This window comes from Nocardia sp. NPDC051929, from assembly GCF_044548645.1.
GTDB lineage: Bacteria > Actinomycetota > Actinomycetes > Mycobacteriales > Mycobacteriaceae > Nocardia > Nocardia sichangensis.
The window spans coordinates 1-12,663 of the sequence record NZ_JBIUCG010000050.1 but is presented as its reverse complement, the minus strand read 5'-3'; the positions used below and the strand labels follow the sequence as shown (position 1 = coordinate 12,663).

The 12,663-nt window shown below is 61.3% G+C and carries 10 protein-coding genes and 3 pseudogenes; 7 read left to right on the top strand and 6 right to left on the bottom strand.

Annotated features, from left to right (window positions below):
• Positions 1–100: 100 nt before the first annotated feature.
• Together ACIHAX_RS37335 and ACIHAX_RS37330 are read right to left on the bottom strand one after the other, a co-directional pair.
• Positions 101–706 (bottom strand): LysE family translocator, encoded by a 606-nt coding sequence (locus ACIHAX_RS37335; protein ID WP_364439624.1) that lies wholly within the window; start codon positions 704–706, stop codon positions 101–103.
• A gap of 126 nt (positions 707–832) precedes the next feature.
• Positions 833–988: a hypothetical protein gene (locus ACIHAX_RS37330; protein WP_397282365.1), complete on the bottom strand. Its 156-nt coding sequence runs from the start codon at positions 986–988 to the stop codon at positions 833–835.
• A 958-nt stretch (positions 989–1,946) separates the two neighbouring features.
• Between ACIHAX_RS37330 and ACIHAX_RS37325 the strand changes: the two genes are divergently transcribed.
• The 4 genes and pseudogenes from ACIHAX_RS37325 to ACIHAX_RS37310 all read left to right on the top strand — a co-directional run.
• Positions 1,947–2,687 (top strand): alpha/beta fold hydrolase, encoded by a 741-nt coding sequence (locus ACIHAX_RS37325; RefSeq protein WP_364439621.1) that lies wholly within the window; start codon positions 1,947–1,949, stop codon positions 2,685–2,687.
• 153 nt (positions 2,688–2,840) lie between these two features.
• Positions 2,841–3,410 (top strand): hypothetical protein, encoded by a 570-nt coding sequence (locus tag ACIHAX_RS37320; RefSeq protein ID WP_364439618.1) that lies wholly within the window; start codon positions 2,841–2,843, stop codon positions 3,408–3,410.
• A gap of 106 nt (positions 3,411–3,516) precedes the next feature.
• Complete coding sequence (locus ACIHAX_RS37315) at positions 3,517–4,623, top strand: terpene synthase family protein (protein WP_364439615.1); 1,107 nt, start codon at positions 3,517–3,519, stop codon at positions 4,621–4,623.
• A gap of 133 nt (positions 4,624–4,756) precedes the next feature.
• A pseudogene (locus ACIHAX_RS37310) lies at positions 4,757–5,305 on the top strand (cytochrome P450); the annotation flags it as partial.
• Between the two features lie 205 nt (positions 5,306–5,510).
• On the opposite strand, the pseudogene rmuC reads toward ACIHAX_RS37310, so the two are convergent.
• A pseudogene (gene rmuC, locus ACIHAX_RS37305) lies at positions 5,511–6,004 on the bottom strand (DNA recombination protein RmuC).
• A gap of 430 nt (positions 6,005–6,434) precedes the next feature.
• Between rmuC and ACIHAX_RS37300 the strand changes: the two are divergent.
• From ACIHAX_RS37300 to ACIHAX_RS37290, 3 genes are all read left to right on the top strand, one after another.
• Positions 6,435–7,763: a cytochrome P450 gene (locus ACIHAX_RS37300; RefSeq protein WP_397080930.1), complete on the top strand. Its 1,329-nt coding sequence runs from the start codon at positions 6,435–6,437 to the stop codon at positions 7,761–7,763.
• Between the two features lie 152 nt (positions 7,764–7,915).
• Positions 7,916–8,893, top strand: coding sequence for a hypothetical protein (locus ACIHAX_RS37295; RefSeq protein WP_397282363.1), 978 nt, complete (start codon positions 7,916–7,918; stop codon positions 8,891–8,893).
• A gap of 1,490 nt (positions 8,894–10,383) precedes the next feature.
• Positions 10,384–10,941, top strand: coding sequence for a hypothetical protein (locus ACIHAX_RS37290; protein ID WP_397080924.1), 558 nt, complete (start codon positions 10,384–10,386; stop codon positions 10,939–10,941).
• 202 nt (positions 10,942–11,143) lie between these two features.
• On the opposite strand, the gene ACIHAX_RS37285 is transcribed toward ACIHAX_RS37290, so the two are convergent.
• From ACIHAX_RS37285 to ACIHAX_RS37275, 3 genes and pseudogenes are all read right to left on the bottom strand, one after another.
• On the bottom strand, positions 11,144–11,791 hold the full coding sequence (locus ACIHAX_RS37285; RefSeq protein ID WP_397282361.1) for a transposase: 648 nt from the start codon (positions 11,789–11,791) through the stop codon (positions 11,144–11,146).
• A gap of 3 nt (positions 11,792–11,794) precedes the next feature.
• Positions 11,795–12,133: a transposase gene (locus tag ACIHAX_RS37280; RefSeq protein ID WP_397080920.1), complete on the bottom strand. Its 339-nt coding sequence runs from the start codon at positions 12,131–12,133 to the stop codon at positions 11,795–11,797.
• A gap of 254 nt (positions 12,134–12,387) precedes the next feature.
• Positions 12,388–12,663 (bottom strand): annotated as a pseudogene (locus tag ACIHAX_RS37275) (fatty acid--CoA ligase); the annotation flags it as partial.

The following is a 12,663-nucleotide window of genomic DNA, read 5'->3' as shown; positions in this document are numbered from 1 at the left end:
ACCAACACCACCTCCACCGGCAGCATCACCGGCAACAGGTCCACGATCAACCCGACACCCAGTTACCGAGGCAACCTACTTGGACGAGGCACTAGCATGCTCATTGGTGAACAGTCGCGAGCTTCACTCCGATACCGAGGTAGCTGAGCGAGAAGGCACGCTGAAGCCGTCGAACGAATCGGGGTTTCGTGATCACGTGATGGCGCATGGCGCTGGCGAACATCCCATACCCCACGAACACAACGAACGTCAACGCCATGAAGACCCCACTGAGAAGCACCATCTGCGGTAACACCGCTTGTTGCGGCGAGATGAACTGTGGGAGAAACGCGAAGAAGAACAACGACAGCTTCGGGTTCAACAGATTTGCGAGGACAGCATTACCGACGGTACGCCACGCACGCGTCGGCGCGTTCTCGCCTATAGCGACAACACCAGCGTCACGCCAGGTCGTCCATGCCACGAACAACAGGTAGATCACACCCGCAACCTTCAGTACGTCGAAAGCGACAGCGCCCGCCCTTAACAGCGCGGCTGTCCCGGTTACCGCGGCCACCAGATGAGGCACGATCCCTATGGTGCACCCGAACGCCGTGATCACCGCCATCCGCCGCCCACCGCGTAGACCAGCGGTGATGGTGAGAATGGCACCTGTGCCGGGAGTCGCAACGATCGCCAGCGAAGTAAGGAAAAACGCAACACTCATACCCAACGATTGTGCCACCTCACTCCTGGCCATACCGCCCGGAGCCAGACCAAGCCGCCGGGCCGGGGCCGATTCAGGTTGACACAGCTGGGTATGAAGCCTTGACGGGGCAAAGCGCCGCCGGTCTCAGCGGCCGAGTGGCTCGGTATCAATAGTGACGGTCAACGCGCCCGCGCCCGCGCGGCGTGCGCGGGCGGCGAATTCGCTCACCAAGACGGAGCCGACATGCTGCCAGCCTTCGAGCACTCCTAGCAGAGCGATATGTCCAGTGGACCCGGCCAACCAGCCGACGAGCTCGCTGGAGGTTGCCGACTTATATCTCCGGTAGCGGTTCGTGGTCGGGGTAGCTACCCGTAGCGTGCTGCAGCAGGCCGGGTGGATTGACTCCTGAGGTTCCTGTCGCCGAAAGGCTTTTGGCTGACTCAACGGGGGTATGTCGCGCCACCCGGCCTGCGTTCAGAGGTCTCCGCTACTCCACGATCCAACTGCAGCAGCTTCATCTGCCGAGCCTCCACGTCAGTACAAACGTTTTTATACTCCTCACTCGCCTCACCCTCCCCAGCGTTCCGACCACCGTGGGTGTCAGTAGATCATCGACTTTCGGGCGGCGGCTCCGGCAATTCCTCGGCTGAGCAGATCGGCAGCCGTTTGAATAGCGATTTCAGCCTTTACGATAAAGGAGTGGCCTCGAGTATCGACTCAGGATCCCATCCGTTTTCAAATCCGCAGACCACTCCCCCGGCTACAGCAGCACCGATGGGGCCACCGAATGCGAATCCAGCCGTGCTCGCAACCCCTGTAATAGGTCGCCCCAGAGCGACAAGGCGCTCTCTCCAATAATAATTGAGTACCCAACCTACGTGACACGTGCACCGACCAGTCGGACCGAGCCAGTGGCTGGACACAGTGTTTTACAGCCGGGCAGCTGCTGACATCCGCAACTAATGCCAAATCACGTACGTATTCTTGTCGGCCTTCCTGTCGATTCGATCTCCGAAGCGAAGGAGTTTCTTGCGTCCCAGGCGGCTACGGGTACGCCTGCCGACCTGCTTTACCGCTGGCAAGAGATCTCCCCAGCGGGACACGAGATCACAGACCTTTTCGTAGTCGGCTGGGCCACCAGCGCGATGGCGGCACAATTGACGACGCGCATCTGTGAAGATGGGAGAGATACGTACGCAGTCACATACATTCCCAACATCGGGAATACATTTGATCGAAGAGGCGCCCCCGCCCGTGCATGCTCTTCGCTATGAGTACGTTCGTTTTGGTTCACGGCGGGTCTCACGGTGCCTGGTGTTGGTTTCGCGTAATTCCCCTGCTAGAGGCCGCAGGGCATCGAGTAGTTACCCCGGATTTACCTGGACACGGTGTCGACCGAACCCCACTAAAAGGGTTGACATTGCACGACTACGCGGCCTCCATCGAGTCGGTTCTGCTGTCCTTGGATGAGCCGGCCGTGCTGGTGGGGCACTCGATGGGCGGTATGACCGTCACCCTCGTGGCGGAACGCTGTCCCGACCGTATCCAAACCCTTGTCTATCTGTCAGCTATCGTTTTGAGTGGAGGGCAGTCGATGATGACACATCCGGCGATTGGGCCGAATATTGCCGAAATCAGCCCAGACTTCACTGCGGGCAGTGCCGCAGACGCAATCACCATCCCGTTAGCGGTAGCACCTCAATTGTTCTATGGTGGATGCGCCCCCGAAGATGTAGCCTTGGCGCTGCGCCTGCTGACCCCTGAGCCACTCGGTTCGTTCATCACGCCAGTCCAAGTCACCCCCACCCATTTCGGACGGGTCCGACGGACAGCTATCCTCACGATGCATGATGTGATTAATCCGCCAGAGATTCAGCGCGCGATGTACAAGGAGCATGGTATTACCGAAATTGCGGAACTGCCTACCGCCCATTCGCCGTTCTTTTCCGCGCCGGAATTACTGGCACAGGAACTCGATAGGATTTCGCATTTGGACTGAGGTGGCGGATGAGCCGCCCCGCTGAGGCGGGGGTGCTCGCCGCGCGGCAGTAGGCGCGTGCCGAGGAGGCGCTGATGCCGGATGTGCCCGACCTCGACACGGCGAACCGTGCGCGATGGCGACCCGCAAGGGCGGGACGGGGGAGGTCATCACGTGGCAGATCTGGACCGCGCGGTTGTTGCCGCGGATGCGGAGCGGCCGCAAGTCACGCACAACACCGCGTCCACCACATCAAATACCGCGTGTGCCCGCCGGGGCAGGCACCGATACAACTCCTCCCGGAACGCCGACAGCTCCCCGACCGCACCGACGCAACCGGTGTCGTGCACACTGCTCACCGAAGCCCTTGGTCATCGAAAGTCTCACTGTCGCAGCGAGAAGGCGGTACCCGCCGAATTGGCCGTTTATCCGGTCTGCGGCAATCTGGCGACCCACAAGACCCCGATCGTCAACGAATGGCTCGCGCGTCACACCCGGTTCCACGTGCACTTCACCCCGACCGGATCGTCCTGGCTCCACCGGGCCGAACGCTGGTTCGGCCACCCCACCGATCTACTCACCCGACGTGGCGTTCACAAAAGTGTTGCGGCACTGGAGAAAGACGTCATGGACTGGATCACGCACTGGAACGCCCCCGTCGGTTCGCCTGGAAGAAGACAGCCGAAGAGATCGGCTACTCCCTCGCCAGACATATCGAACGAATTTCGGGGCGCAGAACACTAGCCGAGGTAAGCCGGAAAGGAGTAGACGGCTATGGCGGCTTTTGTGTCCACCTTGGCTACACCCTGCAGTGCCACTGATGCACTGTCGACTGACAAGGATGCACGCGATGCCGATGATCGACACGTCGGCGCTGGTGGAGGGGTTCTACGATCCCCCCTACCCGCCCGTCAATCCCGCCGTAGAGCAGGCCGAGGAGGAAACTATCGCTTGGCTGTGGCGGATCGGGTTCCTCACGACGCCAGTCCAGGAGGCTCACCTGCGATCGTTCAAGTTCGGTTTATACCACGGGATTTGTACCCCATCCGTGGATCTGGCGCACCTGCTGATCGGCGTGAAATGGTTCTGTTGGGGATCACTCGCCGACGACCAGTACGACAACTTCGACTGGGGCGAACGTGATCGCCGCATGGCAGCGGTATTACGCGACATGCGCACGGTCTTGTCCGGCGGCACCCCCGCTGGCACTCCCAATGCTGTGATCAAAGGGTTCGCCGACTACTGGCCGGAGCTTACCGCCGGGCTGAGCCCGCGCAGGCGGCGTCGCATCACCGATCACTTCCTGGATTACGTGCAAGCCATCGCCTTCCAGAACCGCTACCATGCCGCCGCGCGCATCCCGGACGCGGCGACCTTCATGATGATGCGGCGCAACACCATCGCGATGATCTTCCAGGCCGACGTCTTGGAGATAGTGTCCCAGCTTCACATCCCCGACCCATTGCGCGACAGTCTGCTGTTTCGGGAGATGGTCTGGTGCTTCGCCGACGTCACCGCCTGGCACAATGACGTGTACGGATTGGAAAAAGACATCGCTGACGGCCAAACCTGCAATGTCGTACGCGTCACCGCCGCCAGCGAGGATTGCACCCTGCAACAGGCGGTTGACCGCGTACTACACCGGGCCGAACGACGGCAACTGCTGTTCCTGGAGCTCCAGCGGCAACTGCCCGATCTCGCCGCACATCTAGACCTGTCACCCGACGCCGCCACCCAAGCGGCCCGCCTCGCCCAGGACCTGCGCGCCTACACCTACGCCAACCTCGTCTGGATCCAGCACACCCGCCGATACGACCTCGACCGTCCACGCATCAGAGGCACCTTCGATGACGTCCTCTCCAGCCGACAGAGAGACCGGACACCCGCATCAGGACCACCACGATCGCCCGCACCCAGCGATCCGGGTCATCCCCTTCACCTGCCTCGAATGGAGTGATTCCCGTGGCCATCGAAAAGGCCGTTCTGTCAACATCGAACGACTTGCAGTCGATACCGCCCGCTCCGGGACGGTTACCCATCGTGGGCCACGTTGGTGACCTGTTGCGCGACCCTCTGACTTTCGCAGTGCCGCTGCGGGGGGCGGGCGAATCGTCCGCCTCGACGTGGGCCGGCACCCTGTATACGTCATCACCGCGCCACGCCTGGTACGGCAGGTGCTGAGCACCCAGGCCGACAGCTTCGCCCACGGCCGCATCTACGACCGGGCCCGCGTATTGTTCGGCAATGGGCTCGCCACCTCCGAAGGCCCACACCACCACAAGCAACGTCGGCTCATCCAATCCGCCTACGCCGCGGCCGCCGACGCCGATCTGCAGGCGCATGTGGCCGCGCTAGAGGCGCCGGTCCGTGATCTAACCGGCCGGTTGCAAATCGCCGAGCAGGACGCTGCGGCGGCGGTGCTGGCCGGTGGCACCGACCGGGACGTGACCGCGATCTGTTCGGAGATCCGCGACTTCCGCCAAGCCGCCCTGGCTGAATTCACCGCCGTCCATGAAGATCGGACCGATCTGCGCGATCTGATGAACACCCAGTTCAGCGAGGTGCACAACGGGTTCGCCGAAATACAGGGCGAGCTGGCCGCCGCAGCGTCCGGACAATCTCGGATCTCACCATGTTGACCATGCTCATCGAACGTGGCGACGGCCAGCAGCCACGGCTATAGCAGCTGATCTCCGGAACTCCCACAGACGCGTAAGCTGCTCGGCCGCGAATACCCGGGTCGCCACCAACTCCTCCTCCACGTTAGTGACGCACCATCCGCGCGAATTTCGGCAGTCATCGAAAGGGGACTGGAGCCTTTCGCGCCGACGCCTTTGACCTCGGTCACCTAATGACACGCCGACAAGCCGTCAAGCACCGCCGGACGAATGACTGCAGGTTGGGCGCTGCCTTGTCATAGCGCAACACGGCCGCAGCCGACTGCAAGATCACCAGCAGACTGGTCGGCGTGGCGAGGATGACCTTCTTGTTCGCGGTGTAGTCCCAAAGACCGCGATCCTGTTCCCACGCGGCGTACAGGAACGAGTCCGAGGGCACGAACATCACCACGAGCTCCGGCGACTTGTCCGGCAGCAGCCAGTACCTCTTTGCGGCGACCTGTCGATGTGGGTGCGAACGTTTCTGGCAAGCAACGCGAGCCGTTGCTGCTGTTCGGCCTCGTCGCGCGCGTCGGCAGCGTCGATGAGCGCGTTGAACGACGCCTTGGCGTCGACGACCACCGCCATATCCCCGCTGATCTCGACGATCAGGTCCGGCCCCTGGGCACCGTCGCCGGTGTTGAAGGTCGGCTGATCGTCGAAGTTGATCAGGTTCGCCATGCCGGAGGCCTCGACCAACGCCTGCAGGGTCTGCTCGCCCCACGGGCCTCGGGCCTGCGGAACACGTTCTTCAACTGCCCGATCTCCTTGAGCACCTCATCGCTGGACATACGCACCATCTCCTAGTCCGTGCTCATCTGCTTCAACTGGTCACCCAGCGCGGCCCTGGCGCTGGCATTTTACTTACTGACCTCGACGCCTACAGTCGGCAGAGTACGAACCGGCGCTGGAGCTGCATTCCCGCGGCGGCGCCATCAAGCTCGGTGGCACCTTCGCCTTCGGGACGCAGTGAGTACGAGCGCTTTAGCATCAAACAATACGTCCGCGATGCTCAGCAGATTCCCATCGTCGCCATCGCCGACATCTCGAATTCCCAACCTCGAGAAGCGGCTGCGCCTAATGCTGCTTCGTGGCGGTCTACAGTTGACCGATGGTAGCTAGCCCGATTCCTACGGCTCCAGGGGCGCTGCCGCTAGTCGGTCATGTTGTGCCGTTGTTGCGCGATCCCCTGCGGTTGCTGAAGTCGCTGCCCGAGCATGGTGATCTGGTCCGTATCGGCTTGGGCCCGGCTACGGTGGTGGTGGTATGCGACCCTGATCTGACCAGACAGGTCTTGCGCCGCGATTGTGTCTTCGACAAGGGGGGACCGCTCTACGAACGGGCCAGAGAAGCTATGGGTTATGGCCTGACCACGTGTCCGCATTCGGCGCATCGCCGCCAGCGACGGTTGCTGCAGCCCGCGTTCGGGCGCGACCGCTTGCCTGGATACGCGGACGTCATGACAGCACACATCACCGCGATCACCCATTCTTGGCGTGATGGGCAAATCTTGGATGTCAACGCCGAAACGAAGCGACTCACGTCGGCCGTAACCACCGCGACGCTATTCTCCGACACGATGCCCGATCCTCTGCTGTCTCACGCGCTCGAGGATGTCAGCACTCTGGTCGACGGCATCATGCGGCGGGCATTGATGCCGCCCCTGCTGGACAGGTTACCCACTCCTGGCAACCGAGCCTTTGCCCGTGCCCGTGCCCGTCTGCACGCCCTTCTCGACAAGATCACCGCCGACCGCCGCGGCGACACCGCCGACCATGGCGACCTGCTCTCCGCGCTACTGGCCGCCCGCGACGGCGACGGCTGCGGTCTGACCGACGCCGACATAGCCGACCAGATCATCACCTTCTTCATGGCCGGCACTGAAACCACCGCAACCACCCTGGCATGGGTGTTGTACCTGCTTGACCGGCACCCCGGCATCGCCGACCGGCTGCACAGCGAGGTCGACACCGTCCTGTCCGGTCGCCCTGCCCGGCACGGCGACCTGCCCGATCTGCAGGTGACGGGCCGGATCATCACCGAGACACTGAGACTGTATCCGCCGGGCTGGTTCGTCACTCGCGTGGTGACCGAGGACACCGACCTCGGCGAGCACCGTGTCCGCGCGGGCACCACCATCGCCTACAGTCCCTATCTGATCCACCACCGGCCAGATCTGTATTCCGACCCCGAACGGTTCGATCCCGATCGATGGGGCTCCGCCGACGCCGAGTCGTCGGGTTCCGCGCTCATCCCGTTCGGAGGAGGCCCCCGCAAATGTATCGGTGACGTTTTCGCCGTCACCCTGGCCACCCTGACTCTGGCCACCCTCAGCACCCGATGGCGCCTGCACACTCTTCCCGGTCACAACGTCCGCATCGCCCGATCAGCAGCCCTGCACCCCCGCAGCCTGCATATGCGCCTCGCCGCCCGCACATGAGAGATGCGAGAGGCGGCGGTCTCCCGGTCGCAGCCGAATCTCTGCCAGGGCCAGTAGCCCGAGAACCACAAGAAATCGCGGACGATTCCCTCTTGTGCATTGCGGCCATATGGCCGCAATGCCCGACCGACAACTCACGCCAAGGACTCGTTATGAATCTGCCCTCCCCATCGAACTCCGAGACAGCCCGACTCGTCGCTGAGGACAGCAACTTCCGCGATGCCCTGTTGACCGTCGGCGTCGATCCTGACTGCCGGTTCGCTTGGACCCCGATCCAACGCACCGTTCAATCGAAGTCGGTCGAATTTCTGGCGCGTTATCGATTTCCGGCCAAGAAGTTGGGTGACCATCTCGGCGTCGGCAATCCGGTGGTCTTTCACGCCGGCGTTGGAACGCAATATGCCTTCAGCATCTACGACAGCGACGATGTCGATGTCATGTACCGGATCGCGACTACTTTCGCCGTGTGGAATCTCCTCGACGATGAACTACCCCATGAACCACTCGATGTCAAGATTTCCGATCTGTTCTCCGGAAATGGCTATCATCCACGATTCACTCGCATGCTGTCCGATACCTTCGGCAACCTCCAAGAGATCATGGAACCGCCTGCCTTTCGTGCACTGGAAAATCTCTCGATGCAGGGATTCACCTGTTACGATATCACCAGAGTTCTCAGCCGAAATATTCACACATGGGATATCGACACATATCTAGGGTACCGATTCCACGATATCTTCCTGAAGCCTGAGATTCCTCTGCTCGATCTAGTCTATAGCGAGGATTACACGGCATCGCGGGCCGACCCCGACGTCCATAGACTCATGATTGCCATAATCCTATTCATCATCCACGCGAACGACAGAATATCGTTGAACAAGGAGCTTCTCGCTCCAGCTGACGGCATCTCCGACGATCGCATGAATATGTTCCTCATCGGAACACCACCGTCGATGCAGGAGTTCAATACGAACATCGCCGGATATGCCAAAGAAATCGTTAGCGTTGTCGACGAACTCGAGAACACCCCGCACGCTACCTATGCCCGAAAGCTACTCCGCTTCGCACGGGGCGTAGTCCATTTCCATCTGATTTCCGAGCGGTATGTCCAATCCAGGATTTTTCGGTAAATCCGACTCAACTCACGCGACGCCGATGCGTGAAGGGCCCGTCGCTGCGGGTCGACCGAGATTCAATAGCGGCGGTGGGTGATCAGGTAGGACAGTTCGAGGAGTTCGGCCGAGGCGACCTAATCCGCGTAGGCGTCATTCAGGCAGCGGGCGGCCTGCTCGATCGATTCGGCAGCAGGCGTCTCGGCCCCAGCCACGACCGCCCGCCGTCTCCGCTAACTCGGCGATAGTCAGTCGAGCCAACGAAAGCTCACCGCGAAGCCGGTCAGCCAGATCGCAGTGACCACGATGACCATGAATACCGCGAAAAGCAGGTCTAGCATCCCATCTTGGTGAGCACTGCTTCCGACTCTCCCCAGGCTGGCTGGCCGGACACCTCCGAGATCTCACCGACGAGCCGTCCCATCGAGCGTCGGTGCCCCGGACGGCCTCAGCGGCTCTCGATGGTTGTTCCCAGCCGCCGCAATGGAAGTACGCCTGCGCCTGCGATAGTAACCACCAAGGCGCGCCGACATACGTACCTTTTTTCGGCCCACGTACGCACACCGACCCGAGCAATTCCCTCACGAGCCCGTGTCCTTCAAGCAATACGATGGGGCTTGCGAAACGGCAGGCAGGCGCCTACGATCTGGCCATCAGTTCGCTCTCGCGATAACTTGAGGAGTCCAGATACAGGTCCGTCGACACGCTACCAATTCCTTTCTTCTAAATAAGATCGAATAAATAAGATCGAAGCCGAAAGTCGTTACGCATCCCGAGGAAAGGAAGACAAGACAGGAGACACAGTTTTCTCTCTAAAAGGTTTTGAAGTTTCTCGACACTCTCGAGAAGAGTTTCGAGGAACCTTGGTTTTCTGCACGGTACGGGAAGGGCTGGAAATCGAGTTGTGTTGGGCACTCGGTCACCTGATAGCGATCAAGGCAAAATGATTCGGACGGTTCGCGGACAAGTCAAAGCTTTCGGGACAACTGCCACAGCTGCAGTCAGGGTGCCCCCAGCTGTGGACCTGCACAGAGCATAGCGGTGCCGGCCTTCGAAGCAGCAGCTTCGCTGATAAGCGAATGCCTGATCGGCGCTCTATACCCTATGGAGTGTCCACTGTCTGGTGAGTGTAGATCGACAGGCGCAGAGGTTCCTCATCCCTGAGGGTGTTCGCGACCGTAGACATAGAAGGTTGGATCCCATGGCATTCAAGGTGGCCACGCCGAGGCCGGAGGATCACACTGTGGGGTAAGGCGATCTCTGAGTTGGTTCAAAGACTCCGCGGGGTAACAAGGGGCGTAGCCGAACTTCATGAGCGCCCACTGAGGGAGTTCAGTCACGGACTTCGTCGGGTCGCCGGGGTCGGACAAACCGACGAAGAGATTGCGCGGTGGATCCGGGGGATCGATTCGCGGGAAACGGACCGTAGTCTGCTCAGCAAAATCGATTATCGTCAGCTCAATCACGCGATTGAGGGGCCTCTGCGCTATGAGCGTGGCGATCGCGCGTTGGCGCAGATACTGCGGCGCCAAGGGTTCGACGGCTTGCCCCGCCTCGTGGATGCCAAGGGTATGCGCGAGGCTGTCGATGCGGGTTGGATGGAAATGTCCCGGGGCGTGAAAAGACTGCAGGATGTAGAGGAATTCAAAACCGGCAGCCTTTTTCCTGGGCAGGGTGCCTTCGGCAGCGGTACTTACGTTTTCGGCCGCGAACCTGGTTCGAGCGAACCTGATTCGGCTCGGCTCCGGGAGATGGCCGAGCATTGGGCAGGGGAACCGGGCGGCGCCGACCCGGGCGGAGTGATTCGTATGGCGATGCACCCCGACGCGTTGAAGACTGATTTACGCTCCCTGACCGCAAAACGAGATGAGGAACTGGAATCGATCCGCGCAGAGTTGGAGAGGGAGCCCGAAAAGTCTGCGAGGAGAACAGAACTGGAAGAGCGTAAGAATGTGTTGTCGGACGTGGGACGATACGGCGCCAGCCTGGGTTACGATGCGTACCGGATCAACGACTCGTATGCCTGGGTGGTTCTTAATCGCACCGCATTGATAGTCGAACGATGAAGAAGATCATCATCACGCTTGCGCAGCGATTGTAAACTCCACATCATCGACTCGATGCCGCCACCGGCAGCTTAGTACTCCAGCATCACTTCGTGATGTAATCGGTGTCGCCGCTGATAGTGGGCCTGTTTGGCCTGGTATTGGTGTCTTCTGCGCCAGGTCGACCAGTGCAACGCAGTGGTGAGGTTCGGTGACGGTGTTGTCAGGTCTGCCAGGAGACGTCTGATCTCGCCGAGTGTGAGTGGAACGAGGCCGCTGCCAATGCTTTTGGGGAGATGGCGGCTGTCACAGCAAGGTATGTGTGTGCCAGCAGTGCGAGTGTGATGTGGCGGTACCAGGCGTCGAAGCGGCGGACCTGGTATTGGTCCAGCCCGACTTCAGTCTTCGCGGTCTGGAAGCAGTCCTCGACTGCCCAGCGTGCGCTGGCGACCTGGATGAGCTCGTCGTCGCTGGTGCCGATCGGGGCACCACACAGGTAGTAGGCCGTTTCGAGTTCGCCTTTGGCGTTGGGAGCCAGTGACCGGCGAGCCAGCAGCCAGCGTCCCCAGCCGGGTCCGGCCTCGCTCACGGTCGGCACTGTGGCCACGGCCCAGTCGAACATCCGAAGGCCTTTCGCGCCGTCTCCGCAGCTACGACGCTTCCATGCTCGCGGGGGCGCGGCGGCCACGATCTGGCCGACGCGGCTGCTACCGGCAAGCGACATGACGACCGGCGCACTGCTGGACACCGCGACCACACACCCGATCCTCCGCCGCTCGAGCCACCTGCGGAACTTCGAATCACCACCGTATGCCTCGTCAGCGCTCACCCACCGTGCAGGCACGCCGGCATCCAGCGTGCGAGCCAGCATCCGCTACGCCAGAACCTGTTTCGTGGCGAACTCGACATCCTCGGGCACCCCGGCATCGCGGCACCGGTCTCGATCGGCGATCCACGACTTGGGCAGATATAACTCCCGGTCGATCAGCGTGCGTCCCTTCACGCTCGTGTACGCGTAGAACACACCGAGCTGACAATTCTCGACCCGACCCGCGGCTCCCGAGTACTGCCGTTGCACCCCAGCAGATTTCACACCCTTCTTCAGAAACCCGGTCTCATCGACGACCAGCACACCGTCCGGATCACCCAGATGCTCGACCGCGTACGCCCGCGCGTCATCACGCACCCCATCGACATCCCAATCAACCACCACGAAACGACATGCTACTCAACAACATCACGAAGTGATGCTGGAGTACTAGACGAGGCAGCGAGCGGATTTCTGAACGGCGGCTGTGCTGCTTCGAGGTCTCCCATGCTATCTGCCGCGACTTGGCGAATCGCTATCCGAGCCTTGGTTTTCACCGCACCCAGGTCCGGTTTCCCGCGCGGCGGTTGCGGACCGACTCCTCGTCACCACTGCCGATGGTGAAGTGGTGACGAGGGACGGTCACCAGGCAGCAGGATTCAACCGAGGGTGGTGACTTCCAGGTCGCCGTCGGCGTACTGGGCGCGTAGCCGCTTCTTGTCGAACTTGCCCACGCTGGTCTTGGGGACCTCGGCGATGAACGTCCACCGTTCGGGCAGCTGCCATTTGGCGAACTTGTCGGCCAAGAATTCCCGCAGTTCTTCGGGTTTGACTTCGGCACCCTCGGCCAGCACGATCGCCACCAACGGACGCTCGTCCCACTTCTGGTCCGGCACACCGATCACCGCGGCCTCGGCGACCGCCGGATGCGCGAT